Genomic DNA, 26,320 nt, shown 5'->3' with positions numbered 1-26,320 from the left:
AGACGATAGCCGCGACCGTGATGGCCTGACGATAACGTGGCAAGATTCGCTTCAGGCTGACCGTGAGGAAGATTGAGGTGAAGAGCTGTGCAGCGATGACGAGCGAAAACATGTTGTAGACGGTGTCGTACTGTGACTGGGTTAATGACTCAGGTATCACGATGTCCTTCGGCGAGCGAGAGAATTGAGCGGATGTGTGAGACGTGCTGTGAGTGATGGCTTGCTGGAAATAACCGTCAAGTTAGGTGAGACACTACTCCGCGCCACGCTCTTTTAACCCGCTTTACCCCCGATCAGGGGCCAAAAAACATGACCCCCCAATTGCCCCAAACCGGTCGGCTTGACCGCAACATCTCCCAGGAACACAGATGACTCGTCCCCCACCCCAGGTTTTTCCGCCCACGGCGCACAGCGCTCTGCAGGGACGCGTCGTGAAGGTGCTGGTGGTCGGCCAAATTCTCGGCGGAATCGGAATGGGCGCCACCCTCTCGCTGGGGGCTCTGTTGGCCGCCGAACTGTCCGGATCCAGCGCCTGGTCCGGCATGGCGGCCACCATGAGCACTCTCGGCGCAGCCCTGGTCGCGGTCCCCCTCGCCCGGCTGGCGCAGGCCCGCGGCAGACGCGTCTCGCTCGCGACCGGCGCTCTGACCGCCGGTACCGGCGCCGTGCTCGCCATCACGGCGGTCACCGTGAGCTCCTTCCCGCTGCTCCTGCTCGCGCTGATGCTTCTGGGCGCGGGCTCCGCGACCAACTTGCAGGCTCGTTTCGCCGCCACGGACCTCGCCAGTCCTCGGTTCCGCGCCCGTGATCTCTCACTCGTCGTCTGGTCGACAACCATCGGGGCCGTGCTCGGCCCCAACCTGTTCGGCCCCGGTGAAGTCGTCGGGGCCGCCCTCGGGCTCCCACCCATGACCGGCGCGTTCGTCTTTTCTCTGCTCGCCACCGTTGCCGCAGCCGTCGTCTATTCGCGCGGGCTGCGCCCGGACCCCCTGCTCACCGCGCTCGCGGGGCGCGCAGCATCCGCGCCAGCCGGTCCCCCACGGGGCGGCCTCGCCATCGTGCGCACCAATTCTCTTGCCCGTTATGCCGTCGTCGTGATCGCCCTGAGTCACATGACCATGGTGGCGCTGATGTCTATGGCACCGATTCACCTCCGAGACCACGGAGCCACCCTCACGATCGTCGGCCTCACCATCAGTCTGCACGTCGCCGGCATGTACGCCCTGTCGCCCATTTTCGGTTGGCACTCAGACCGGATCGGCCGATTTCCGGTCATTCTGGGCGGCCAGGCGCTCCTGCTGGTTGCGTTGACGATCGCCTGGCGCAGCGACGGTTCCCAGGCCGCCATGACGTACAGTCTTGTCTTTCTGGGACTCGGCTGGTCGGCATCCGTTGTGGCGGGCTCGGCCCTCGTGTCCGAGGCCGTCGGAGTGCATGACCGTGCCGGCCTACAGGGATTCTCCGACCTGTCGATGAATGCAGCCGGCGCGCTCGGCGGCGCCCTGGCCGGACCCGTGCTGCTCAGCGTGGGCTACTCCGGCCTGGGCGTCACGGCCATGGTGCTGGTGGCGATTGTGGTCGCGTGGTCTCTGGCGCGGCTCTTATCTCGACGCGTCTGAACTGCGGGACGTCAGTGGCGAATGTTGGATGCCTGACCCCGAGCGTTCTTGGCGCCCTTGACCGCCTCACGCAGGAAGATCATGGGCAAGAAGAACGTTGCCAGGGCCGTCACCAGCCAGACGATCAGCGTGCCCAGAATCCACGTCTGCCAGCCCGTGATGACAAGGCCATTCGAGATGAGCGAGGCAATCAGCAGAGCCGCATACGTCGACAACAGGCCGACTCCACCCAGGAAGGCAGGTGCGTTCCTCGCCGTCATCTTGGCAATGAACGGTGCCAGAACGCTCTGCACACCGGCGAAGATCAACACCGTCACGATGAAGCCCTGCACGGTGAGAACGAAGTCCTCAAGAAGAAGCGAGGCCACCCAGAGTCCGAGAGCCGCAGAGCCGACGAAGATTGCTGCCCGAATAAGAAAGCGGATCATGGCGGACTTCCTTCCTTGGAACGAGGATGCGGCCGAATGTCATGCCGCGTTGACGCGGCCAGAATACTGCGGCTTCGCACTCTTCGCCAGAGTCGGGCATTCTCCGAGACATATCGCAGCAGCTCTCGCCGGTCGACGACGACATCGAGTCTGGTGGACCGGCTGTCCAGACCGTACTTCCGGAGGTTCGCCGGGTAACCGGCCCGGCGAGTTAGGCCTTCTTCGCTGCGGCTTTGACGGCTTGTTTCGTCGCGCGAACCCGGGCAAGCGTCTCGGCGTCCACGATATCGGCGACCGAACGGAAGCACCCGTCTTCGCCGTAGGCGCCTGCGGCTTCTCGCCAGCCCGGTGCCGTGAGGTCGCGCTGCTTGCCCAGCAGAGCCAGGAAGATCCTGGCCTTCTGCTCTCCGAAACCGGGCAAAGCCTTCAGCCGGCGGAGGATCTCGGTGCCGTCCGGCGAGCCGTCCGTCCAGAGGGAGGAGGTATCCCCATTCCAGTCCCGCACAATGGCCTCGGCCACCGCCTGCGTTCGCGCCGCCATCGATGCGGGATACCGATGCACGGCCGGCGAGGTGCGGAACACCTCACCGAAGGCCTCAGGATCGAAGTCGGCAATCGCCTTCGGCTCGAGGACGCCGATCCGGTCACGGATCTTCGCCGGCCCGGCGAACGCGGTTTCCATGGCCACCTGCTGGTCGAGGAGCATGCCGATGAGCAGTGCGAAAGGGTTCTCGCTCAGGAGGGTGTCGGCGGAGGCATCGCCCGTGATGTGCAGCGTCATAACAACCAGTCTGCCACCGACTCCGCGGGTCGAGGAGCCCGCCGGTCGAGGAGCGAGGCACGAGCCCCTCCCGCCGGTCGAGGAGCGAGGCACGAGCCCCTCCCGCTGGTCGAGGAGCGAGGCACGAGCGTCTCGAGACCCCGCACGCCGACCCCCTCCCGCCGCACCGCTTCTAGTCGGGGATGATCCTTTTACCGAAGCTCACGGCCTGGTCGGGTGCGTAGCCAAGCCTTCGGTAGAACGAGATGGCCTGGTCATTTCCGGCACGAATCTGGAGGTTGACCTTGGGACACCCGCGCTCAGTGAGCATCCGCTCGACCTCGCGCATCAGTCTCTGACCCGATCCTGCGCCCTGGTGGCCGGGAGACACCGCAAGATAGTTCACCCAACCGCGATGTCCGTCATATCCCGCCATGATGCTGCCCATCAGGGCACCGTCAACCGTGCCGACGAGAAAGAGTTCCGGCTGCACGGTGAGCTTACGTTCGATGTCGAGCCGCGGGTTGTTCTGGGGTCGGGTCAGGCCGCAGTCGTGCCACAACTGCACAACCGCCTCGGTGTCGGCTCGTCTGAAGGCACGAATGATCATAGGCATCACCCTCGCAGTCCTCTCAGCAACGGTCTATCCGCGCGCGCGTCGGCGCCACGTTCGTCGGATCGCCGCCCAGGCACCGGTTGACCAGAGTGCCCACACCACCAGGAGCGGCTGGAACAGAAGGCGGATGAAACGATCGCGATCGGTGTCGAGCCCGAAGGCATCCGTTCGGGTCACGTACTGCGAAATGTTTCCCGGAAAAATGGCGATGAAGAAGCCGGCAACAACCAACCCGACCAGCACGCGGTGCTTGGACACGGCGAGCAACGCGACGCCGAGCGTGATCTCGACGGCTCCTGAGAGAACCACGACGAGGTCAGAGTCCAGTGGCACCCAGGCGGGCACCTGCGCCTGAAAAGCCTCTCGTGCCACGGTGAGGTGCGTCGTTCCGGCGAAAGCGAGGGCAAGACCGAGCGCAATCCTGCCCACGGTTCTCGGAATCGAGACGGTACTGGTTTTACGGGAAGAGGTCGGGGCTTGCTCAGTCATTCCAAAACGCTAACACCGGCCGATGACCGCCGCGCTGCATAACGTCGACGTGGCGGGAGGCTCCCTGGCACGCCTTCTCCTTAGGATGAGGCTATGGCGATGCCCGTGCTCACCACCAAGCTCTTCGTACCCGTGTTTCGGCCCAATGCCGTTGCGCGGCCGGGCCTCCTCGGGCGGTTGCACGAGGGGCTCGAGTCGGGCCGAAAGCTGACGCTCGTCTCCGCACCCGCAGGTTTCGGCAAGACCACGCTGCTCAGCGAGTGGCTCGCGGATGTGCGGCGTCGCGACCCCGAGGTGGGCGTCGGCTGGCTGGCACTGGATAACAGCGACAACGATCCGTCCCGGTTCCTCACCTATTTGGTGAGCGCACTTCAGCGAGCAGATCCCAATCTCAGTTCAGACGCGTTGACTCTCCCCCTCTCCTCGTTCGAACCCGCGTTGACGTCCCTGATCAATGAGCTCGCCCAGTCCTCCACGACGATCATTCTGGTACTCGACGACTTTCAGCTGATCGAAGCGACACAGATTCGAGATGCGGTCGTCTTCCTGCTCGATCGCCTTCCGTCGACGCTGCACGTGGCCATTGCCAGCCGCTCCGATCCCCTCCTGCCGCTGTCGCGTCTGCGTGCCGGTGGGGAACTCACCGAGCTCCGTGCCGTCGACCTGCGATTCACTCCGGCGGAGACCGCCGTCTTCCTGCGCGAGATGGTGAAGTTGGAGCTTTCAACCGATGACCTGGCCGCCCTAGACCAGCGCACGGAGGGGTGGATCGCCGGGCTCCAGCTCGCCGCCCTGTCCCTGCGAGACCACGGGGATGTTCCCGGTTTCATCCGGGAATTCACTGGAAGCAACCGCTTCGTCATCGACTACCTCGCCGAAGAGGTTCTGCAGCACCAGCCCGACCACGTCCGCGATTTCCTGCTTCTCACGTCTGTATTGGACCGACTCAGCGGACCGCTCTGTGATGCCGTCACGGGGCAGTCGGGGAGCAGCGAGATGCTGGAGTCCCTCGAGCGGGACAACCTGTTCGTTGTTCCGCTCGACGATCGGCGCCAGTGGTACCGGTATCACCATCTCTTCGCGGACGTGCTCCGGGCGAGGCTGCGGCGAGACCAACCCGATCGCGTACCGCGTCTTCACGCCGTCGCCAGCGAGTGGCACGAGCGGAATGGCCTGCCAGAGGACGCCGTCAGGCATGCGCTGGCCGCGAGGGATTTCGAGCGCGCGGCGCGGGTGATCGAGAGTGTCGTGCCGGCGGTTCGCAAGAGCCGCCAGGACGCCACCCTGCTCCGCTGGCTGATCCTCCTGCCGGAAGACGTCATCGATCGCCGGCCGGTGCTCGCCGTCTACCGCGCGTGGTCGTCGCTCGTCTCCGGAGACGTGGCGGCGGTCGAACCCCGACTCGAGATCGCAGAGCGCGCGCTGGCCGCCACGAACGCGGACGGTACGGCCGCGCACGACTCAGCGGACGGCGAGGAACTTCGAACGCTTCCCGTGACAATTGCCCTCTATCGCGCGGCCGCGGCACAGGCGCGCGGGGATGTGGTCGGAACGGTGAGCTACGCCCAACGCGCCCTGGAACTCACCGAGCCCGACGATCATCTGGGGCGTGGCGCGGCGGCCGGGTTCCTCGGGCTCGCCTCGTGGGCCACCGGCGATTTGGAGGCCGGGCTGCGAGCCTTCGGTCAGGTGCGAACCAGCCTGCGTCGGGCCGGCAACCTGGCCGACATGCTCGCGACCACGGTCGTGTCGGCCGATATGCTCACGTCGCTCGGTCGGCTGACGCACGCGCAACAGTCCTACGAGCAGGCGCTGCGGCTGGCCGCCGAGCAGGGCGAGCCACCCCCTCAGTCCACGGCCGATCTGCACGTCGGCATCAGCGACCTGCTCCGCGAGCGCAACGAACTGGTTGCCGCCGCCGAACACCTGACGATCAGTCAGGCGCTCGGTGAGGATGCCTCGTCCCACGAGAATCGGCACCGATGGTGTGTTGTTGCGGCGCGACTGCGGCAGGCCGAGGGACGCCCCGACGCCGCTCTCGACCTGCTCACGACCGCCGAGGGCTTCTACCGAGCGGGGTTCGTCCCTAACGTGCGACCGATCGCCGCGATGAAGGCACGCGTCTGGATCGAACAGGGCAGACTGGCCGAGGCCCTCGCCTGGATCAACGACCAGGGCCTGTCGGCGGAAGACGATCTGAGCTACCGGCGCGAGTTCGAGCACATCACCGTGGCGCGACTGCTCATCGCCCAGCACCGGATCGATCCTCGGCAGCGGTCGCTCGACACTGCCTCCGGTCTGCTCAACCGACTTCTCACCGCGGCCGAAGCGGGTGGCCGCACCGGGAGCGCGATCGAGATTCTCATCCTGCAGGCGCTGACGCATGAGGCGCAGGGGCGCATTCCCGCGGCGCTGTCGCCTCTGGAACGTGCACTCACCCTGGCCGAGCCGGAAGGATACATCCGGGTCTTCGCCGACGAAGGCCCACCGATGGCGGCGCTGCTCAGGGCAGCCGCCGAAGCCGGCATCCGTCGCGACTACTCGCGACGCCTCTGGCGCGCCATACCGCGACCTGATGGCGACGTGGCCAGCCAGCCGGGAATCGCGGACGCGCTGAGCGAGCGCGAGCGGCACGTGCTGCGACTCCTCGCGACAGAACTGAGCGGTCCCCAGATCGCCCGCGAACTCTATGTGTCGCTCAACACTCTGCGCACCCACACGCGACACATCTTCGGCAAGCTCGAGGTCAACAGTCGGCCGGAGGCCGTCACCCGCGCTAAAGAACTGGGCCTGCTGTAGCCGTACCGTGCGCGCGCGCGGCAGTCCCGCACCTGTAATCACCACGTTGATCACCACCTGCGGTGATGCCCCGTCACCACATGTCTCCGTAGATTCGCCTTGTCGTTAGGCATCCGCCCGACAACTCACATCATCGGAGATGAAACCATGAGCATCACACCGTCCACCCTCACCCGGGCGGCTGCCGTCGCCGCCGCCCTGTCCGGACTGATCTACATCGCCATCCAGTTCATTCATCCCGCCGACGAGGTCGCCTCCCTCAGCACCCAGACCTGGGTGATCGTGCACAGCCTCAGCTTTGGCATGGCCGTGCTCGGCATGATCGGCCTCACGGGCATCTACCTGCGCCAGGTTCGCCAGTTCGGGCTGCTTGGACTGATCGGCTACGCCCTGTTCGCGCTTTTCTTCATCCTGCAGTCGGCCTTCGTCTTCGCCGAGGCGTTCATCGTGCCCCTGGTTGCCGCGGACGCACCGCAGTTCGCCGAGGACTTCGTCGGTCTCTTCGGCCGGCACCCGGCCGTGACCGATCTCGGCCCGTTGACGGCCCTGCCACTGGTCGGCGCCGGCATCTACGTCGTGGGCGCCATCCTGTTCGGCGCCGCCGTTCTTCGCGCCCGGGTGCTGTCACGTGGGGCCGGTATCCTGCTCATCGTAGCCGCGGCCGTGACACCCCTGGCCGGGGCTCTCCTCCCGCACACCCTCGAGCGGATGGCCGCGATCCCGATGGGACTCGCCCTCATCTGGCTCGGGATTTCGCTGTGGTCCACCCAGGGCACGAACCCCGCGCCCACCCCCGCCGGGGACCCTCGCCTCGACCGGACACGGACGAACTGACCCACGAGGTCCCGAGCGACGTGAAGGCGGAGCGTGATGAACGAGCTCGACCAATATGAGATTCGCCTCCAGGGGCAGCTCGCTGAAGGCTGGAGCGACTGGTTCGAGGGCTTCGATCTATCCAGTGAGGATGACGGGACATCCACCCTCACAGGTCGAATCGTGGATCAGGCCGCGCTGCACGGGCTGCTGCACCGAGTGGAAGACCTGGGCGTGCCACTGATCTCGATCAACGTGCTGAGGAGCAGGCAGCCATGACGAAAACCACCCAGACCGCACGGATACCCCGCGGCGATCGAACCCGGAACCCCCGAGGTCAGTGGCGGGCTCCGGCGGGGCTGATCCTGCTCGCTCTCCTCCCGGTGCTCGCCGGAGCGCTGCGACTCACGGAGCTGACCGGCGAGGCCGTCGCCACCCCACAGAACGCGCGGTTCCTCGACTCCCCCGTGCCCATCGTGACGCATATCGTGAGCGCGACCGTGTTCAGCCTGCTCGGAGCGCTGCAATTCATTCCGGCCCTGCGTCGCCCCACGCCCGGCTGGCATCGCGTCGCCGGGCGCATCCTCATCCCCGCCGGTCTACTCGCAGCCCTGTCGGGCATGTACATGGCGGTCGTCTATCCGCACCCGCCCGGGGACGGCATCGCGCTCATCGTCTTACGCGTGATATTCGGGTCCGTCATGGCGGCGAGTATCGGCCAGGGCATCCGCGCGATTGTGCGGCGCGATTTCACGGGGCACGGCGAGTGGATGACTCGGGCCTACGCCATTGGGGTTGCTGCCGGAACCCAGATGCTCGTTCTCATCCCTGGATCGATTCTCTTCGGCCCCACCGACGAGCTCTCCCGGGCCGTGTTGATGGGGACCGCGTGGGTGATCAATCTTTCGGTAGCCGAGTACGTGATCCGTCGTCGGGCGCGTTGGGCTCGTCGGCCGGAACTCCATCCGTCAGCAGCGGTGCCACGCGGACCCCGTTCGAGCTGACGTCCTCGAGATGTGCGTTCCCGACAGCCTTCTGCGCGGCCCACACGCGCGGTTACTATTTCCTCATGTGCCGGAACATCCACACTCTGCATAATTTCGAACCCGCCGCCACCGACGACGAGGTGCAGGCGGCCGCCCTGCAATTCGTGCGAAAGATCAGCGGATTCACGAAACCCTCGAACGCCAATTCCGAGGCGTTCACTCGCGCGGTCGAGGAGATCGCCCACATCTCGAGGCACCTTCTCGAGGATCTGGTGACCGTGGCTCCACCCAAGAACCGCGCGGTCGAGGCGGAGAAGGCGAAAGCCCGCTCAGCCAAGCGCTTCACCGCCACGTAGCACCCGGGCGCCGACCCCCACACCGACGCTCAGTTCGGCCCGTGCGAGTCGCTGATCAGCGCACCTGCCCTTCTACGCGCATCCTGCTGATTATCTCTTCACCTGTTCTCGGGACGGGTACTGCGGATCGCCAGATCAATTTTCTGGGCAATGACGCCGAGCTCGAATGGGCGTAAGTGCTGGCGAGGCTCCTCATCAATGGGAATCGGGCAGAGCTGCACGACGATGATTTCACCGTCGGCCAGAGCAAATTCCAGATCAATCGTGGATCGAGTAATCAAGGGCCCATTGAGGCCGCTTGGTATCGTCGCCGTTCCTCGCCGAATTCGATCGAGACCGGCGGTAGGAAGAACCATGCTGCGTCGTGTGGAGAGGAACGAGATCCGGTCTGATTCCACTGCCAGGACAAAACCGGAGATGAGCAGATAGGGTCGCCCCGCACCTATGCCCGTCGCCCGCGCGACCTGCCGAACAGCCCAGGGTAATCCGTCGACCTGCGTACAGGCGATCAACACTGCGTGGGGATAGTCGACCTGCAGACGCGCAATCCGACGTCTGTGCGCGCCCCGTCCACCGAATGCTGCCAGGGCCACTCCGCCCAGGGCGAACCCGAGTGTGACGACGGCCGTCAGCACGCGAGAAAGCACTGGATACGGGACGAGTAACGCGAGTGCCACGCAACACAGCCAGATGATGGTGAAGAGGACCACGACAAGGACTCGGACAGCGATGCGGTTCCCCGGAAAACCGGTCAGTCGATCCTCGGCAGACTCCGTCCAGACCAGTTTTGTCCCCACCATGTGATCATTGCACGATGCCCGACCGCAGGTGACAGTGGTGCAGTCCTGCCCAGGGCTGGGCAGGGCGGCTGGGTCCTACTCCCGGCCGTCCTCCAACGGGATGAGCATGGTACGGAACGGGCCGGCAACAGCGTGGAGGTCCCAGATGCGATCGGCGACGCCGTCGATGCCGTTCTCCAGCTGAAGCTGCGGGATGCCGCCCGGGATCACCAACTGGTTGACCCGGATGCCCTCATCCGCGAGAGCGTCGTGGAGCATCTCGCCGTAGGCGCTCTCGGCCGGGAACGCGACCGAGGTGCCGGCGAAGCCGGCGCGGGCCTTCACCGACGTACCGCCGTTGATCAGAATGATGCTGCCGCTCCCGGCCTCCCGCATCGCGGGGAGCACCGCCCGCGCCGCGTGGATGAGCCCGAGGGCCGAGAACTGCAGTGCCTCCAGCGCCAGCTCCGGTGTCAGCTCGAGCACCGGCTTCAGGTAGTCACGCGACGGGAGCGGGCTGTACTGCAACGCCGTGACGGGGCCGAGCTCTGCGGCGGCACGCGCCAGGGCGGCCTCAAGCGAAGCGGGCGTGCGGACATCCGCAGCATAAGCGCCCACGGTGAAACCGGCCGCGGTGAGCTCGACTGCCATGTCGTCCAGCTTCGACTGGTTCCGGGAGATCAGGGCGATGGAGAAGCCTTCGCGTCCGAACTTTCGTGCAACGGCTGCTCCGAGCCCCGGTCCGGCTCCGATAATGGCGATGACAGGCACGATGGTCTCCTTCGATTAATGCTCTTGTGATGACTATCACGAGAAGTTCGAGCCTAAACGTTGAACCTGAACTCGACCGGGTTCCGTCACAGCGAAACCTCTCCTCACCACCCGCATTCACGAAGTGCCAAGAATGGCCCCTCCGACACGATTCAAGGGGCTATTTTTGGCACCTCGCGCTGGCCATGGGGCGTTTCTTGGCACTTCGCACGCGAGGTGCCAGGAAACGCCCCATGGATGCTGCGGTCAGACGTTGAAGCGGAACTCCACGACGTCGCCGTCCTGCATGACGTATTCCTTGCCCTCGATGCGGGCCTTGCCCTTGGAGCGGGCTTCGGCGATGGAGCCGGCCTCCATGAGGTCTTCGAAGGAGAAGATCTCCGCCTTGATGAAGCCCTTCTGGAAGTCGGTGTGGATGACTCCGGCGGCCTGCGGGGCGGTCCAGCCCTTGTGGATGGTCCAGGCGCGGCACTCTTTCGGGCCGGCCGTGAGGTAGGTCTGCAGACCCAGGGTGTCGAAGCCGATGCGGGCGAGCTGGTCGAGTCCGCTTTCGGCCTGACCGGTGGACGCGAGCATTTCCGCGGCGTCTTCGGCGTCGAGTTCGCTGAGCTCTGACTCGAGCTTGGCGTCGAGGAACACGGCGTTCGCGGGAGCCACGAGAGCTGCGAGGGTGTCGAGCTTGGCCTGATCCTGCAGCACCTCTTCGTCGACGTTGAAGACGTAGATGAAGGGCTTGGCCGTGAGCAGGCCGAGTTCGCGGATCGGCTCGATGTCCAGCTTGGCGGCAGAGAGCGGCTGTCCGGCGTCGAGGATGGCCTGCGCCTTGAGCGCGGTCTCCAGAACGATCGGTGCCATCTTGCGTCCCTTGACCTCTTTCTCGAACCGCAGCACAGCCTTTTCCAGCGTCTGCAGATCCGCGAGGATGAGCTCGGTGTTGATGGTCTCCATGTCGCCGGCCGGGTTCACGGCGCCGTCGACGTGCACCACGTCGGGGTCGGCGAATCCGCGAATGACCTGGGCGATGGCATCCGCTTCCCGGATGTTCGCGAGGAACTTGTTTCCGAGCCCCTCCCCTTCGCTGGCCCCACGCACGATGCCGGCGATGTCGACGAACGACACCGGGGCGGGCAGCAGGGTCTTGCTCCCATAGATCGTGGCCAGTGCCGCGAGCCGCGAGTCTGGAAGGTTGACGATCCCCACGTTCGGCTCGATCGTGGCGAACGGGTAGTTCGCCGCCAGCACGTTGTTCTTGGTGAGGGCGTTGAAGAGGGTTGACTTGCCAACATTGGGCAGTCCGACGATTGCAATAGTAAGAGCCACGAGAGACTATTCTACCGGCTGTGGCGCCGGGGGCGCTGTCCGCGGCGGTGTCAGCGGCACGTGAGAGCATTGCATCGTGCTGAACTTCACCGCAATCGACTTTGAAACCGCCAATTCATCGGGCGCCTCGGCGTGCTCGGTCGGGCTCGTGAAGGTGCGTGACAGCGTGGTCGTCGACAAGGTCTACTGGCTTATCAAGCCGGCGATCGGGCACGATGCCTTCCTCCCGTGGAATATGAAGATCCATGGCATTCATCCCTCGGATGTGATCGGCGCCGATTCCTGGGCCCGGCAACTTCCCAAGCTGGTCGCCTTCGCCGATGGTGATTCCCTCGTCGCCCACAACGCCAGCTTCGATCTCGGCGTCATCAAGACGGCATCCACCGTGACGGGGCAGGTCATTCCCGATTTCTCCTACCTCTGCAGCCTGCAGGTGGCCCGGCGCACGTACCACCTCGACTCCTATCGCCTGCCCGTGGCGGCCATGGCAGCGGGCTTCGACGACTTCGACCACCACAATGCGCTGGCTGATGCCGAAGCCTGCGCCGCGATCATCATCCATGCCGCCTCCCGGCACGATGCCTCAACCCTCGAGAAATTGGCCCACATCACGCGGGTGAAGATGGGCGCCATCGGCCCCGTGGCCACCCGGGAGCGTGCAGCCACCCACGGGCCGATGGCCCTGAACTAGTCGACACGCGCTAGTCGACATGAGCTGGTCGACCTGGACTGGCGAACGTGCCTGACCCCCAGACGGGCCGAAAACCACCCGATGCGGCTCCGCTAGTATCGGCTCAACATCACGCAGCCCTGGCATGCTGTCAGGCGTGCGTGCCGGAGGATCATGAACCACATCCTGGACGCCGACGTCGTCATTCTCGGCGCCGGATGCGCGGGCCTGTCCCTGGCCGGCCGACTTGCCGAAGCGCACACCCACCTGAGGATCATCCTGGTTGATCCACGAGCCGGATATCACGACGACCGGAGCTGGTGCTTCTGGCGGCCGGAGAAACATGACCTGTCCGATTTGGTTTCGGCGCGCTGGTCCGGATGGAGGTTCTCCGACACCGCCGGCACGACGGCCCTGCACCGCGTGCCCGGCCTGAGCTACCAGTACATCCGCAGCATCGATTTCTACAACCGTGCCGTTGAGAAGATCGCTGCCGCACCCACCATCGAGCTTCGGCTCGGAGTGCGCGCGGGTGCGATCAGTGTCGCGGCCGACGGTGTTCGGGTGGAGACCGACCAGGGACCGTTGCTGGCTGGTCAGGTCATTGACACGCGGCCCCAGCACCGGAGCGCCATCCTGTATCAGAGCTTCGTGGGCGTCGAGCTGCACAGCACCGAACCCCACGGGTTCAACCCGAGCGAGGTCACGCTGATGGGCTCGATGGCAGCGGATGCTTCCGGCCTGCGGTTCGTCTACGCGCTGCCGCTCGATGACCACCGGCTGATCCTGGAATGGACCCGGTTCGGCGCAGCGCCGATTCCGCGGAGGCAACTGGTGACAGAGCTCGACGGCGTGCTGGCGGCGCACTCGCTCGGGGACGCGGTGCCGGTTCGAACCGAGGGCGGGGTGCTGGCCATGGGACTCCGGCCCGATGACCGGCCCCCACTCCCCGGGGTCGTCTCGGCCGGAAATGCCGGCGGAGCGCTCAGGGCCGCCTCCGGATATGGCTTCCTGCGGATCCAGCGCTGGGCCGAAGCCTGCGCCGGGCGGCTCCTCGCCGGAGCGCCGGCCATCGGCCATCCGTCGGAGCCGTGGTCTCGCGCCACGCTCGACCGGCTGTTCCTGCAGGCCGTGCGTCGGCATCCCGAGCGCACCGCGGAGTATTTTCTCGCCCTGGCCCAGGGAGTTCCGGCACCGAGCCTGCTGAGGTTCCTCAGCGATGGCGCCCACACCCTCGACTACGCCCGCATTATCGGCAGCCTGCCCAAACGGCCGTTCATCGCCGAGATGACGCGCCGCGCGACCTACTCGCCGACGCCCCCGGCCATGGTTGTGCCCGCACCAGCCCAGGCGGACACGGCTCAGTCCATCATGGTTCAGGCGAACACGGAACAGGCAGACACCGATCAGGCGGACACCGAGCAGTCCACCACCGCGGCGCTGCCGCTGGTCGGCCTCAGGTAGGAGGAAGCCGTCTCATGACCGCGACCACACAGCGCACCCGCACACTCGATCGGCGGCACGTACCGGTCGAGACCCTGGCCTTCTCCGGGGTTGCCCTCATCGTCCTGGCCGTCATCGGCCTCGGCCTGCCTCTTCCACCCCTGCCCGTGCAGATTGCGGCGATGGGGCTTCTTGTCGCCTTTCTGGGTCTTCCGCACGGCGCACTTGACCCGATGATCGCGCGTCGGGCCGGCCTCTGGCGCACGCCCGTCGGCTTCCTCACCTTCAACCTCATCTACATCGCCGTGGTGATCGCCGTCGTGGCGTTGTGGTTGATCGCGCCGCCCCTGAGCCTGATTGCCTTCCTCGTCGTGTCGGCCATGCACTTCGGGTCGGACTGGAACACCGGCCGGCCCGCCTGGCTGCGCTTTCTCAGCGGTTTCGGTCTCTTGACCGTGCCTGCGATGGCCCACCACGACGATGTGTCCGCCGCCTACACCGTATTGGCAGGGGCCGGCGGCGGAGCGATTGCCGACGTTCAGGCCTGGCTGGGCCCTCTGGCACTTGCCGGGATGCTGGCCGGGGCCGTGATCGCCGCGCGACGCCATCCGCACGAATCGGTGGAGATCATTCTCGCGGGGGCACTCGCGCTCGTGGCCCCTCCGCTCGTTTTCTTCACCGTGTACTTCTGCTCCCTGCACAGCTTTCGTCATCTGAAGGCGGGTTTTCGGGCCGAGCGCGGCGGCGGTCGGCTGCCGGTGATCATCACAGTGGTCTACACCGCCGTGCCCCTTCTGGTAGCGGGTCTCGTGCTGTTCACCGTCTCGCCCGGCTCCAGCCCGGATGCCTCCGTTCTCCAGGTGGTCTTCATCGGCCTGGCCGGCCTCACCGTTCCCCACATGATGGTGGTCACCTACGAGAACGTCCACCGCAACCGAAACCTCGAACCGGCACGGGCCGAATCGGGCCCGTTCACGGCGCAGCGCACGCCCTGACCGCCATTGTCGGTGGCCGCTGGCAGACTTTGTACATGGATACGGTACTCAGCCTCGCTGTCGGCCTCGTTGTCGGCCTTGGGATCGGCGTTGCACTCGGCGCCCTTGGCATGCAGGCGCTCCGGCATCGTCGGTCCGCGACCGACCTGAGCGCCGAGTCCCCCGAGGTGACCGAAGCACGCCATCAGGTCGCTCTGGCCGCGGTGCGAGCGCGCGACGCAGAAACGCAGGCCGTGCTGCGCGAGGAGCTGGCCTCCCAGAACGCCACGGTCGATGGCCTGCGGAGCCAGATGACGGATGCCCGGCAGCAGTACCGCGAACTGATCGAGCGTCAGCACGTGGAACAGTCGGCGCGTGCGGAACGCGAGCAGGAAGAGAGCCAGGTGTTGCAGGCACTCGCGCCCGTGCGGGCGAGTCTGCAGGACATGCAGACCAAGGTGGCCGAGCTCGAAGCGCAGCGGAGTGTGCAGCACGGTGAACTGAGTTCGCAGCTTCGCTCCGCCACGGAGGCCGAGGAACGGTTGCGCAGCACTGCGGAGACCCTGGCGTCGGCTCTGCGCGCCAACAACACCCGGGGAGTCTGGGGAGAGACCCAGCTGCGCAGCGTGGTGGAGGCGGCGGGTCTGATCGAACGGGTCGATTTCGACCTGCAGTCCAGCGTCCTTTCCGACGCCGGAGCGGGGCGGCCGGACATGGTCGTTCACCTGCCCGGGGGCAAGAACATCGCCGTCGACGCCAAGGTACCCTTCACCGCTTTTCTCGAGGCGAGCAACATTCCCCAGGCGGCCACCGGTGTGGAGGGAGCGCAGCGCGCCGTGCACATGAAGGCGCATGTGAAGGCGGTGCGCGATCACATCACCGCACTCGGGAGCAAGGCCTACTGGCAGGGTCTCGAGGCGTCGCCGGAGATCGTGATCGCCTTCATTCCCAGCGAATCGCTCGTCTCCTCTGCCCTGGAAGCTGACCCATCGCTGATGGAATTCGCCTTCAGCAAGCGAGTGGCTCTGGCCTCTCCGGTCACCCTCTGGTCGGTCCTGAAGACCGTCGCGTTCAGCTGGCAGCAAGACGTGCTCACCCACGACGCGAAGGTGCTGTTCGACCTCAGCCGGGAGCTATACTCGCGGCTCAACACCACGGCGGCCCACATCGAGAAGCTCGGCCGGTCGATCGAGCGCACGGTCAAGGACTACAACGGTTTCGTCGGGTCGATGGAACGCCAGGTGCTCCCCACCGCGCGCAAACTCAATGCCCTCGACGAGTCAAAGGTGTTGGCCCCCCTCGCCGTCATCGACGAGACTCCACGAGCACTCACCGCCTACGAGTTCGTCGCAGAACTCGGTGCAGATGAACTCGGTGCAGATGAGCTCGGTGCAGAGGAGCTCGGTGCAAATGAAGCCGGTGCAGATGAGCTCAGTGCAGATGAAGTCGGTGCAGATGAAGCCGATACCGCAGCCGAGAGCGTCACCCCGTTCCGCTGATCCGTCGTGCCTGGCACACGAAAGCCCGCCGTGTGCCGACCTGATTCGGTCGCGTCACGGCGGGCTTGTCCTGAGCCTGACCGTTCGGTCAGGCCTGTGTGATTAGAGCCACTTCTCCGCGAGGTGCTCGGCAATGACGCGACGGGCCGTGCCCGAACGCGAGCGCAGCACAATGCTCTCGGTGCGAATCATCGGGCCCTTGCGGCGTACTCCATCGACGAGTCCACCGTCGGTCACTCCGGTGGCCACGAAGAACGTGTTGTTGCCGCTGACCATGTCGTCAAGCTCAAGCAACTTGTCGACGTCAAGCCCGGCCGCTACGCCGCCCGCGCGCTCAGCTGCGTCCTTGGGAGCCAAACGCCCCTGCATGTATCCACCGAGAGCCTTGAGCGCACAGGCCGTTGTGATGCCCTCGGGGCTGCCACCGGTACCCACGCACATGTCGATGCGGGTCTCATAGCGTGCCGCATTGATGCCACCGGCCACGTCGCCGTCGAGCATCAGTCGCGTTCCGGCACCCGCGGTGCGGATGGCGTCGATCAGTCCGGCGTGGCGGGGGCGGTCGAGCACGGCGACGGTCATTTCGCCAACCGGCTTGTTCAGCGCCTTGGCCAGCTCGCGCAGGTTGTCACCGATGGACTGATCCAGGCTGACGACGCCGCGGCCGGCGCCTCCGGTGACGATCTTGTCCATGTAGAAAATCGACGACGCATCGAGCATCGTGCCACGGTCAGACACGGCGATGACCGAGACGGCGTTCTGCCGTCCGGCAGCCGTGAGGCTCGTGCCATCGATCGGGTCGACGGCGATGTCGCAGGCCGGTCCGCGGCCGTTGCCGACGCGCTCACCGTTGAAGAGCATGGGGGCTTCGTCTTTTTCGCCCTCACCGATCACGATGAGGCCGTCGAAGTTCACGGTGCCAAGGAAGACGCGCATGGCGTCAACGGCGGCTTTGTCGGCGGCGTTCTTGTCACCACGGCCGATGAAGGGCACGGCACGAATGGCCGCGGCCTCCGTTGCGCGCACGAGTTCCATGGCGAGGTTGCGGTCAGGGTGCTGATAGAGGGTGGCGGTCTCAGTGCTGTTCACGGAAGGTCCTCCCGGACGTTGTTCGACATCGGTGGTGGCGGATGCACGGTGGATCGTGCAAGGAGTCCGCCCGAAGTCACCTTATCGCGCCGACCCAACCGTCACGGAAACACTGCGCTCCGGCTCTGGGCGACGCACAGGGACGCAGGCCCGCGCGCGCGATGCCCTTCAGTAGACTGTGAGCCAAACCCCGCACACTTTCGAGGAGATGTTATGCCCATCGCTACCCCCGACCAGTACGCAGAGATGCTGGACAAAGCCAAGACCAAGGGATTCGCCTACCCGGCGTTCAACGTCTCGTCGTCGCAAAGCATCAATGCAGTCCTCCAGGGACTCACCGAAGCCGGCTCCGACGGCATCATCCAGGTCACCACGGGTGGCGCCGACTATTTCGCCGGCCACACGGTCAAGAACCGCGCCTCGGGAGCACTCGCCTTCGCGCGGTTCGCCCACGAGGTCGCCGCGAACTACCCCATCACCGTTGCACTGCACACGGACCACTGCCCGAAGGGCGCGCTCGACGACTTCGTGATGCCGCTCATCGTGGCCTCCGAGTCCGCCGTCAAGGATGGCGGAAACCCGATCTTCCAGTCGCACATGTGGGACGGCTCGGCCATCGCTCTCGACGAGAACCTCGACATCGCCAAGGAGGTCCTCAAGCGCACCCACGGCATCAACGCCATTCTCGAGGTTGAGATCGGCGCCGTCGGCGGCGAAGAGGACGGCGTCCAGGCCGACATCAACGAAAACCTGTACACGACCCTCGACGACGCCGTCAAGATGATCGAGGCCCTCGGCCTCGGCGACCAGGGACGCTATATGGCTGCCCTCACGTTTGGCAACGTGCACGGTGTCTACAAGCCCGGCAACGTGAAGCTGCGTCCCGAGCTGCTCAGGGAGATCCAGGACGGCCTCACCGCCAAGTTCGGACTTGCCGCCCTGCCACTCGACCTGGTCTTCCACGGCGGATCGGGCTCCACGGATGCCGAGATCGCCGAGGCCGTCGCCAACGGCGTCGTGAAGATGAACATCGACACCGACACCCAGTACGCCTTCACCCGCTCGATCGCCGACTACATGCTGAAGAATTACGACAGCGTGATCAAGGTCGACGGCGAAGTGGGCAACAAGAAGGTCTACGACCCGCGTGCCTGGGGCAAGGTGGCCGAGTCGGCCATGGCCGCACGCGTCGTACAGTCGACCAAGCAGCTGGGTTCCGCGGGCCACTCGAACAGCTAGCCTTAACCCAGCACTATTCGGTTCGCTGTCCCCTGCGACGGCCCGTGAAAGGTTTTTCAGCGTGACCAGCAACAGCACCTCGGACGACACTCCCCGCGACCGCCGGCCCAGGCCGCAGTACGGGGAACTCGCTCCGGAGGGCTGGGTTTGGGAACCGCCGACAGACGCACGGGCGAGCGAGCTCGCAATCCCCGACGCTCCGGCGTCGGGGATTGCCCCTCCGCCGGAGCCCGGCACCGCGACGGCCAACCCGGCGTCCGCTCCCGTAGCCGGCCCGCCCGCGCCAGGCGCCCGCAGGGTTCCGGGCTGGGACCGACCGGTGACCATGGCCCTGCTCGTTCTTGGCCTGTTCGGCACATTCCTCGCCATCTCCATCCTGAATTCGCTCCCGCAGGCGATCCAGATGCTGTACACGCAGGAAAGCCTCGGCACATACGCGGCGGCCGCGAACGTTGACGGCATCCTCCTGGCCGGAGCAATCAGTCAGGCCGTCCTGTGGGCCGCCACTGCGGCACTCTCGGTCTGGCTTCTGATCCGCGGTCGCCGCGCGTTCTATGTACCACTGATCGGCGGCGTCGTCTCGCTGATCCTGATCTTCGTCTTCATGGGCGTCGTGCTCTCGGGCGACCCCACGCTGTTGAACTCCATCGCCAGCACGCAGGGCTAGCCAGCACGCGGGCTAGCCAACACCTCGGCCTGGCGACACCCGCGCCAACCGCACCGACCAGCGGCATCGCCGCCGGCCGGCATCGCAGCTACTCTGCCGAGTCGGCCCTGCCGCCGATCGCCCGAGCATCTGTATTGCCGTTGAGGTCTTTACGCAGTTCCTTGGGCAGCGAGAAGATCAGGTCTTCCTGAGCGGTCTTCACCGGCTCGACATCGTTGAATCCAGCGTCCGCGAGGGCCTCAAGCAGCTCCTCCACGAGTTCTTCCGGAACGGATGCCCCGCTCGTCACGCCCACGGTGCGCACCCCGTCGAGCCATTCCTGCTTGACCTCGCTGGCGAAGTCCACCCGATATGCTGCCTTCGCGCCGTACTCAAGCGCCACCTCGACGAGACGAACCGAGTTGGACGAGTTGGCGGACCCGACGACGATCACAAGATCCGAGTCGGTCGCCACCTTCTTGATGGCTACCTGGCGGTTCTGGGTGGCGTAGCAGATGTCGTCGCTCGGCGGATCCTGAAGGTTCGGGAAGCGAGCGCGCAGGCGCCGTACCGTCTCCATGGTCTCGTCGACGCTGAGCGTGGTCTGCGAGAGCCACACCACCCGGTCGGGGTCACGTACCTCCACGGTGTCGGCCTCGTCGGGGCTGCCGACAAGTGTCGTGTGCTCGGGAGCCTCCCCCGCGGTGCCCTCAACCTCTTCATGTCCCTCGTGGCCGATCAGCAGAATCTGAAAATCATCGCGGGCGAAACGCACGGCTTCGCGGTGCACCTTCGTCACGAGAGGACAGGTGGCATCAATGGCCTGCAGTCCGCGAGCCTCTGCGGCCTTCACCACGGCCGGCGACACACCGTGCGCGCTGAATACGATGTGCGCGCCGCGCGGCACCTCATCGACCTCGTCGACGAAGATGGCGCCCTTGTTCTCCAACTCGGAGACGACGTGGAGGTTGTGCACGATCTGCTTGCGCACGTACACCGGAGCTCCATAGTGCTCGAGTGCCTTCTCCACGGCGATGACAGCCCGGTCCACGCCGGCGCAATACCCGCGCGGGGCGGCGAGGAGCACCCGCTTCTGTCCGACGACGGGGGTATCCTTGAGCCTATTGCGCGCGCTCGGAATCCGAGGCATGCCGAGGCCGACTGAGGGCTGTTTTGTACTGTTGGTCACCAGCCCAGTCTACGGGCGGCGACTGGACACACCGTGGGAGGAATTCGCTTGACCAATCCAAGCACGACGGCAGAACCGGGCACGCCGGCCACCGGAACAATGCCGGCCACCGTGGAGACCCCCTGGCCCGTCGCCCTGCTGTCCACCAAGATCCGCGGCTATATCGAGCGCCTCGGCACCGTGTGGGTCGAGGGAGAGGTCACGCAGTGGGGGGCGAGCGGCGGAAACGTCTACGGCAAGCTCAAGGACCTCTCCGAAGACGCCACCGTGAGCTTCACGATCTGGTCCTCGGTGCGTTCCCGGCTGACCGGAGAATTCAGCCAGGGTGACCGCGTCGTCGCGCTCGTCAAGCCGAGCTACTGGGTCAAGGGCGGCACGCTCACCATGCAGGTCTTCGAGCTCCGACATGTGGGGCTTGGCGACCTGCTCGAGCGCCTCGAACGGCTGCGCAAGCAGTTAGCGGGCGAGGGCCTCTTCGATGTCTCCCGCAAGAAGCCGCTCCCCTTCCTGCCGCACTGCATCGGCCTCGTCACGGGTAAAAACTCTGACGCCGAAAAGGATGTTATCCGCAATGCACAGTTGCGCTGGCCGGCGGTTACCTTCCGGGTGGCCCACTCGATCGTGCAGGGGGACCGCGCTGCCGGTGAGATCATCGCGGCCATCCAACGCCTCGACGCCGACCCGGAGGTCGACGTGATCATCGTCGCCCGCGGCGGTGGCGACTTTCAGAACCTCCTGGCTTTCAGTGATGAGGGCGTCGTGCGAGCCGCGGCGGCCTGCTCCACCCCGCTCGTCAGCGCGATCGGGCACGAGGCAGACCGTCCCCTGCTCGATGAGGTTGCCGACCTGCGCGCGTCGACCCCCACGGATGCCGCCAAACGCGTCGTCCCGGACGTCACCGATGAGCTCAATCGCGTTCAGCAGGCCAAAGCACGGCTGAGCACGAGACTCACCGGCATCCTCTCGCACGAGGTCGACCGTCTCACCCAACTGCGCTCGCGCCCCGTGCTCGCCGGCACCGACTGGATCGTTGATTCTCGTTCCGAAGACCTCACGCGCTACGTCGCCAGGGGCGCGGAACTCGTGGGCCGCGCCGTGGAACGAGCCGACAGCGTCGTCGCGGATCTGCGATCGCAGTTGCGCGCCCTGTCCCCGCAGGGAACACTCGACCGCGGCTACGCGATCGTTCAGCTCGACAGTGGGCATGTTCTGCACGCACCGGAGGACGCCCCGGACGGCACCCCTCTCCTGATCACGCTCGCCCGCGGCAGCGTGAACGCCACCTCAACCGAGTCGGCGTCCGGCGTCGCCCCGACGAAATAGAATGGATTCCATGACTCAGTCGGCAGAAGATCAGCGTGCCCAGACCGCGCCGGAGCGTGGAACTGACGAGCCGAGCTTTCAGGAGCTCAGCTACGAACAGGCTCGGGACGAGCTCGTGCGCGTCGTCAGCCAGCTTGAGCAGGGTTCCAACACCTTGGAAGAGTCGCTCTCTCTGTGGGAGCGGGGTGAGGCGCTCGCCCGTCGATGCGAGGACTGGCTCATCGGCGCCAAGGCCCGTCTCGATGCCGCCCGGGCCGGCCAGGTCTCTGCTGCCGCCGCATCCACTGACGACGCCGGCAAATGAGCAAACGGCCTCGCGCACCCCGGGTAGTCGCCGAACTCGGGCGCCCAGAAACTCCGCAGGAAACCGCTGACCGCAAGGCCGAGAATTCACGAACGTATCGTGCGCGCAAAACGGTGAACAACCTGGTGCTCTCACTGCTCGTGACCGTCGCCGCGGTGCTGATGATCGTGCTGCTCGTGCCGCGTAACGACCAGCCCATCGACCGGTCCGTGGACTTCGCCGCGATCGCCGCCCAGCTGCAGCCGACCGTTGAGGAGCCGCTGGTCGTGCCTGTTCTCCCCGATGGCTGGACCACGAACTCCGCCGAGTGGCGCTCGGGCAGCACGGATGCCGTGCCGTCCTGGTACATCGGGCTCGTGACGGCGGAGAACCAGTACATCGGATTCAATCAGGCCATCAACGCGAACCCCACCTGGCTGGCCCAGCAGGTCAAATCCGAGGCCCCCACCGACACGGTCACGATCGACGGCGTCACCTGGGACGTCTACCGCAACTCGGCACCGCCGGCCGATCGCGGCAACTTCAATGAGGCCCTCATCACCACGGCCGGCGCCAGCACCTACGCGCTCATCGGCACGGCCTCGAACGACGATTTCGAAACCATTGCCCGCCAGATGGCACCTGCCATCGCGGCCAACAAGTGAGTGAGTCCATGAACGACCGTCTGACACCACCCGTTGCCTGGGCCGAAATGCGTGATGGCAATGAGCGTTTCGTGGCTGGAACGCCCCGCCATCGGCAGGACGTTGACCGGCGCGCCGAACTGTCGGACAAACAAACGCCACACGCCGCGCTCTTCGGGTGCAGCGACTCCCGGCTCGCCGCCGAGATCATCTTCGATCAGGGACTTGGCGACCTTTTCGTCGTGCGAAATGCCGGTCAGATCATTTCGGACACCGTGCTCGGTTCACTCGAGTACGCCGTGGAAGTGCTTCACGTTCCGCTGATCGTGGTTCTCGGCCACGACCAGTGCGGCGCTGTGCGCGCGGCGATCGATTCGCAGGCTCTCGACGCCCCGCTCCTTCCCGTGCACATCAGCCACATCATCGAAAAGATCGTGCCGGCCGTGCGCCGGGTGAGCGCGGCAACGGCCACCGACTATGTCGATCCCGAGTCCATCGACGCCGGTGTGGTGGGCCGGGAACACCTGCGCGACACCGTGGCGGAACTGCTTGAGCGATCCGAGGTGATCAGCGAGGCCATCGCAGCAGGTACATTGGCTATCGTCGGCGCAAATTACCGGCTGCTCGTCGGCAACGCCGACCCGCACATCATCGTGGGCGTGATCTGAGCATCCGCCCACGCCGCATTTTTCACAATCGCGCATCGAAGCGCACAGCACCAAACTCAATGAGCACCGAAAGGTAATGCATACAGTGGTGGACACCTCCGTAAACGCCGACTACCGGATCGAACACGACACGATGGGTGAGGTCCGCGTTCCAACGGATGCGCTCTATGGTGCCCAGACGCAGCGTGCAGTCGAGAACTTCCCTATCTCAGGTGCCGGGCTGGAATCGGCGCAGATCGCCTCCCTCGCCCGCATCAAGAAGTCCGCGGCCCTGGCGAACGCCCAGCTCGGCGTTCTCGACCAGGACATCGCCAACGCGATCGCCGCCGCGGCCGATGAGGTCATCACGGGCCGCTACGACAGCGAGTTCCCGATCGACGTCTACCAGACGGGCAGCGGCACGTCGTCGAACATGAACATGAACGAGGTCATCGCGACCCTCGCCACCCGCAGCCTCGGCCGCCAGGTGCACCCGAACGACCACGTGAACGCCAGCCAGTCGTCCAACGACGTCTTCCCCACCTCGGTGCACATTGCCGTGACCAGCGCCCTGATCGACGAGCTCATCCCCGCCCTCGATCACCTTGCCGTCTCCCTCGAGGTCAAGGCTGAGCTCTGGAAGGGCGCGGTCAAGGCCGGTCGCACCCACCTGATGGATGCCACCCCGGTCACCCTCGGCCAGGAGTTCGGCGGCTACGCCCGCCAGATGCGTCTGGGCATCGAGCGTGTTCGCACCGCACTCCCCCGCATCGCCGAGGTTCCACTCGGCGGCACCGCGGTGGGCACGGGCATCAACACGCCTGCCGGTTTCCCGCAGCTCGTCATCGAGCTGCTGGTCGCCGAGACCGAACTGCCGATCACCGAGGCGCGCGACCACTTCGAGGCGCAGGCCAACCGCGACGGCCTCGTCGACGCATCCGGTGCCCTGCGCACCATCGCCGTGAGCCTCACCAAGATCTGCAACGACCTGCGCTGGATGGGCTCCGGCCCCAACACGGGCTTCGGCGAACTCAGCATCCCCGACCTGCAGCCCGGCTCGTCGATCATGCCCGGCAAGGTCAACCCGGTCATCCCGGAGGCCGTGCTGATGGTCTGCTCGCGTGTCATCGGCAACGATGCCACCATCGCGTGGTCCGGCGCCTCGGGCTCCTTCGAACTCAACGTGGCCATCCCCGTAATGGGTACCGCCCTGCTCGAGTCGATCCGCCTGCTCACGAACGCCACGCGGGTACTTGCCGACAAGACCGTCGACGGTCTCGAGGCCAATCTCGAGCACGCGCGCGCGCTGGCCGAGAAGTCCCCGTCGATCGTCACCCCGCTCAACCGCGTCATCGGCTACGAGGCTGCCGCCAAGGTGGCCAAGAAGGCCGTTGCGGAAGGACTCACCGTGCGCGAGAGCGTCATCGCCCTCGGCCACGTGGAGCGCGGCGACCTCACGCTCGAGCAGCTCGACACCGCTCTCGACGTGCTCAGCATGACCCGCCCGCCCCAGAAGAAGTAACACCCTCTCCATCTCGCGGCACCTCCCCCACCCCCTTCCCCTTCCCTGAAGGGAGCGGCGGCGGTGGGTTAACTGCGGGGTGTCGAGTTATGACAAAAGTCAGGCCTTCCCCGAGCGCTTTTTTCGGGGAAGGCCTGACTTTTGTCATTGTCTGAGCTGAGGAGCGGTTGACCCACCGCCGCCGCGGGCCACCTACACCTCGTTCCCTTCGAGCATTTCCGTCACCAAAGCCGCAATCGCGCTGCGCTCCGACCGGGTCAACGTCATGTGGGCGAACAGCGGATGTCCCTTGAGCGTTTCAATCACCGACGCCACGCCGTCGAAACGACCGACGCGCAGGTTGTCCCGCTGCGCCACATCGTGCGTCAGGACCACGCGGGAGTTCTGGCCGATGCGACTCAGCACGGTGAGGAGCACGTTCCGTTCCAGTGACTGGGCCTCGTCGACGATCACGAACGCGTCGTGCAGCGACCGACCGCGAATGTGGGTGAGCGGAAGCACCTCGAGGATTCCGCGCTCCATCACTTCTTCCAGCACATTCTCCGATACGAGCGCACCGAGGGTGTCAAAGACCGCTTGCCCCCAGGGGCCCATCTTCTCGCTTTGGTCGCCCGGCAGGAAGCCCAGTTCCTGACCGCCCACCGCGTACAGCGGGCGGAAAACCATGATTTTGCGGTATTGCTGGCGCTCGAGCACGGCCTCGAGGCCGGCGCAGAGAGCCAGCGCGCTCTTTCCGGTACCGGCGCGCCCTCCCAGGGACAAGATGCCGATTTCAGGGTCGAGCAGCAGATCGATCGCGAGACGTTGCTCCGCCGATCGTCCGTGCAGGCCGAACAGCTCACGGTCACCGCGGACGAGTTTGACCTCGCCCTTCGCGGTGACACGGCCCAGGGCCGAACCGCGGTCGGAGTGGATCACGAGCCCGGTGTTAATGGGCATGTCCTGCACGAGGCGGGTGGTCAGAGTCTCCTTGTCGTAGAGTTCGCTGATCTGGTTGGAGCCGAGGGTAATCTCATCCATTCCGGTCCAGCCTGAGTCCACAGCAAGCTCATGCCGGTATTCATCCGCCGCCAGACCGAGTGAAGCTGCCTTCACGCGCAGCGGCAAATCCTTGGAGACAACCGTGACCGTCACGCCCTCCTTGGCGAGGTTCAGCGCCACGGCCAGAATGCGGGAGTCGTTGTCTCCCAGTTGCATACCGGACGGCAGCACGGACATGTTCGAGTGGTTGAGCTCGACCCGTAACGTTCCGCCTTCCCCGACGGGGATCGGGAAATCGAGTCTTTCGTGCTTGAGACGCAGGTCATCCAGATTGCGCAGTGCCTGCCGGGCGAAGTACCCGATCTCCGGGTCGTTGCGTTTTGCCTCAAGCTCAGAAATCACCACGACGGGAAGAACGACCGCGTGTTCTGCGAA

The 26,320-nt window shown here is 65.6% G+C and carries 27 protein-coding genes; 17 read left to right on the top strand and 10 right to left on the bottom strand.

Features of this window, described 5'->3' with window-relative positions; genetic code table 11:
* Positions 1-368: 368 nt before the first annotated feature.
* Positions 369-1,619, top strand: a complete 1,251-nt coding sequence (locus tag JF66_RS02335) for an MFS transporter (RefSeq protein WP_051973028.1) — start codon at positions 369-371, stop codon at positions 1,617-1,619.
* Between the two features lie 11 nt (positions 1,620-1,630).
* Here the strand turns inward: JF66_RS02335 and JF66_RS02330 are convergent, their stop codons facing one another.
* From JF66_RS02330 to JF66_RS02315, 4 genes are all read right to left on the bottom strand, one after another.
* Positions 1,631-2,047 carry a phage holin family protein gene (locus tag JF66_RS02330; protein WP_035874587.1) on the bottom strand — a complete coding sequence of 139 codons (417 nt, stop codon included), beginning with the start codon at positions 2,045-2,047 and terminating at the stop codon, positions 1,631-1,633.
* 211 nt (positions 2,048-2,258) lie between these two features.
* The gene (locus JF66_RS02325) at positions 2,259-2,828 is read right to left on the bottom strand and encodes an HhH-GPD-type base excision DNA repair protein (RefSeq protein ID WP_035874585.1); all 570 of its coding nucleotides are present in this window, start codon (positions 2,826-2,828) and stop codon (positions 2,259-2,261) included.
* A gap of 172 nt (positions 2,829-3,000) precedes the next feature.
* On the bottom strand, positions 3,001-3,417 hold the full coding sequence (locus JF66_RS02320) for a GNAT family acetyltransferase (protein WP_035874582.1): 417 nt from the start codon (positions 3,415-3,417) through the stop codon (positions 3,001-3,003).
* Between the two features lie 33 nt (positions 3,418-3,450).
* Complete coding sequence (locus JF66_RS02315) at positions 3,451-3,912, bottom strand: membrane protein (RefSeq protein WP_035874579.1); 462 nt, start codon at positions 3,910-3,912, stop codon at positions 3,451-3,453.
* A gap of 93 nt (positions 3,913-4,005) precedes the next feature.
* On the opposite strand from JF66_RS02315, the gene JF66_RS02310 reads away from it, so the two are divergent.
* From JF66_RS02310 to JF66_RS02290, 5 genes are all read left to right on the top strand, one after another.
* Positions 4,006-6,711, top strand: coding sequence for a LuxR C-terminal-related transcriptional regulator (locus JF66_RS02310; RefSeq protein WP_035874577.1), 2,706 nt, complete (start codon positions 4,006-4,008; stop codon positions 6,709-6,711).
* A gap of 147 nt (positions 6,712-6,858) precedes the next feature.
* Positions 6,859-7,545: a hypothetical protein gene (locus JF66_RS02305; RefSeq protein ID WP_051973027.1), complete on the top strand. Its 687-nt coding sequence runs from the start codon at positions 6,859-6,861 to the stop codon at positions 7,543-7,545.
* A gap of 36 nt (positions 7,546-7,581) precedes the next feature.
* Complete coding sequence (locus JF66_RS02300) at positions 7,582-7,803, top strand: hypothetical protein (protein WP_035874573.1); 222 nt, start codon at positions 7,582-7,584, stop codon at positions 7,801-7,803.
* Positions 7,800-8,528, top strand: a complete 729-nt coding sequence (locus tag JF66_RS02295; RefSeq protein ID WP_081882088.1) for a DUF2306 domain-containing protein — start codon at positions 7,800-7,802, stop codon at positions 8,526-8,528. Before JF66_RS02300 ends, JF66_RS02295 begins: the two co-directional genes overlap by 4 nt.
* 65 nt (positions 8,529-8,593) lie before the next feature.
* A complete protein-coding gene (locus JF66_RS02290; RefSeq protein ID WP_035874570.1) occupies positions 8,594-8,866 on the top strand; it encodes a DUF2277 domain-containing protein in 273 nt (90 codons plus the stop codon).
* Positions 8,867-8,964: 98 nt separating this feature from the next.
* On the opposite strand, the gene JF66_RS02285 is transcribed toward JF66_RS02290, so the two are convergent.
* The 3 genes from JF66_RS02285 to ychF all read right to left on the bottom strand — a co-directional run bounded on the left by JF66_RS02285 (position 8,965) and on the right by ychF (position 11,736).
* Positions 8,965-9,666 carry a hypothetical protein gene (locus JF66_RS02285; RefSeq protein ID WP_035874569.1) on the bottom strand — a complete coding sequence of 234 codons (702 nt, stop codon included), beginning with the start codon at positions 9,664-9,666 and terminating at the stop codon, positions 8,965-8,967.
* A gap of 75 nt (positions 9,667-9,741) precedes the next feature.
* Positions 9,742-10,416, bottom strand: a complete 675-nt coding sequence (locus tag JF66_RS02280; RefSeq protein ID WP_035874564.1) for an SDR family NAD(P)-dependent oxidoreductase — start codon at positions 10,414-10,416, stop codon at positions 9,742-9,744.
* A gap of 246 nt (positions 10,417-10,662) precedes the next feature.
* Positions 10,663-11,736, bottom strand: a complete 1,074-nt coding sequence (ychF, locus tag JF66_RS02275) for a redox-regulated ATPase YchF (RefSeq protein ID WP_035874561.1) — start codon at positions 11,734-11,736, stop codon at positions 10,663-10,665.
* 73 nt (positions 11,737-11,809) lie between these two features.
* Between ychF and JF66_RS02270 the strand changes: the two genes are divergently transcribed.
* From JF66_RS02270 to rmuC, 4 genes are all read left to right on the top strand, one after another.
* A complete protein-coding gene (locus tag JF66_RS02270; protein ID WP_035874558.1) occupies positions 11,810-12,427 on the top strand; it encodes an exonuclease domain-containing protein in 618 nt (205 codons plus the stop codon).
* A 153-nt stretch (positions 12,428-12,580) separates the two neighbouring features.
* Positions 12,581-13,870 (top strand): lycopene cyclase family protein, encoded by a 1,290-nt coding sequence (locus tag JF66_RS02265; protein ID WP_035874556.1) that lies wholly within the window; start codon positions 12,581-12,583, stop codon positions 13,868-13,870.
* Positions 13,871-13,884: 14 nt separating this feature from the next.
* On the top strand, positions 13,885-14,844 hold the full coding sequence (locus tag JF66_RS02260) for a Brp/Blh family beta-carotene 15,15'-dioxygenase (protein ID WP_035874554.1): 960 nt from the start codon (positions 13,885-13,887) through the stop codon (positions 14,842-14,844).
* A 35-nt stretch (positions 14,845-14,879) separates the two neighbouring features.
* Positions 14,880-16,322, top strand: a complete 1,443-nt coding sequence (rmuC, locus tag JF66_RS02255; RefSeq protein ID WP_081882087.1) for a DNA recombination protein RmuC — start codon at positions 14,880-14,882, stop codon at positions 16,320-16,322.
* 102 nt (positions 16,323-16,424) lie between these two features.
* Here the strand turns inward: rmuC and glpX are convergent, their stop codons facing one another.
* Complete coding sequence (glpX, locus tag JF66_RS02250; protein ID WP_051973029.1) at positions 16,425-17,357, bottom strand: class II fructose-bisphosphatase; 933 nt, start codon at positions 17,355-17,357, stop codon at positions 16,425-16,427.
* A gap of 267 nt (positions 17,358-17,624) precedes the next feature.
* On the opposite strand from glpX, the gene fbaA reads away from it, so the two are divergent.
* Entirely contained in the window at positions 17,625-18,650 is a 1,026-nt protein-coding gene (fbaA, locus tag JF66_RS02245; RefSeq protein ID WP_035874548.1) for a class II fructose-bisphosphate aldolase, read from the top strand.
* Between the two features lie 61 nt (positions 18,651-18,711).
* Positions 18,712-19,317, top strand: coding sequence for a DUF6264 family protein (locus JF66_RS02240; protein ID WP_035874544.1), 606 nt, complete (start codon positions 18,712-18,714; stop codon positions 19,315-19,317).
* 88 nt (positions 19,318-19,405) lie between these two features.
* Here the strand turns inward: JF66_RS02240 and JF66_RS02235 are convergent, their stop codons facing one another.
* Positions 19,406-20,446 (bottom strand): 4-hydroxy-3-methylbut-2-enyl diphosphate reductase, encoded by a 1,041-nt coding sequence (locus JF66_RS02235; protein WP_035874541.1) that lies wholly within the window; start codon positions 20,444-20,446, stop codon positions 19,406-19,408.
* 138 nt (positions 20,447-20,584) lie between these two features.
* On the opposite strand from JF66_RS02235, the gene xseA reads away from it, so the two are divergent.
* The 5 genes from xseA to JF66_RS02210 all read left to right on the top strand — a co-directional run bounded on the left by xseA (position 20,585) and on the right by JF66_RS02210 (position 24,904).
* Positions 20,585-21,808, top strand: coding sequence for an exodeoxyribonuclease VII large subunit (xseA, locus tag JF66_RS02230; protein ID WP_035874593.1), 1,224 nt, complete (start codon positions 20,585-20,587; stop codon positions 21,806-21,808).
* 10 nt (positions 21,809-21,818) lie between these two features.
* The gene (locus tag JF66_RS02225) at positions 21,819-22,112 is read left to right on the top strand and encodes an exodeoxyribonuclease VII small subunit (RefSeq protein ID WP_035874590.1); all 294 of its coding nucleotides are present in this window, start codon (positions 21,819-21,821) and stop codon (positions 22,110-22,112) included.
* Positions 22,109-22,756 carry a DUF4245 domain-containing protein gene (locus JF66_RS02220; protein WP_035874538.1) on the top strand — a complete coding sequence of 216 codons (648 nt, stop codon included), beginning with the start codon at positions 22,109-22,111 and terminating at the stop codon, positions 22,754-22,756. The genes JF66_RS02225 and JF66_RS02220 overlap by 4 nt, the downstream gene beginning before the upstream one ends.
* An 8-nt stretch (positions 22,757-22,764) precedes the next feature.
* Positions 22,765-23,403 carry a carbonic anhydrase gene (locus JF66_RS02215; protein WP_035874536.1) on the top strand — a complete coding sequence of 213 codons (639 nt, stop codon included), beginning with the start codon at positions 22,765-22,767 and terminating at the stop codon, positions 23,401-23,403.
* Between the two features lie 76 nt (positions 23,404-23,479).
* Complete coding sequence (locus JF66_RS02210; RefSeq protein WP_035874533.1) at positions 23,480-24,904, top strand: aspartate ammonia-lyase; 1,425 nt, start codon at positions 23,480-23,482, stop codon at positions 24,902-24,904.
* 192 nt (positions 24,905-25,096) lie between these two features.
* Here the strand turns inward: JF66_RS02210 and JF66_RS02205 are convergent.
* Positions 25,097-26,320, bottom strand: a 1,224-nt coding sequence (locus JF66_RS02205) for a PhoH family protein (RefSeq protein WP_035874530.1), incomplete at its 5' end; no start/stop codon positions are given.

The sequence above is a fragment of the Cryobacterium sp. MLB-32 genome, assembly GCF_000738085.1.
Taxonomy (GTDB): Bacteria; Actinomycetota; Actinomycetes; order Actinomycetales; family Microbacteriaceae; genus Cryobacterium.
The sequence above is the reverse complement of the archived record's forward strand: the minus strand, read 5'-3'. Positions and strand labels throughout refer to the sequence as shown.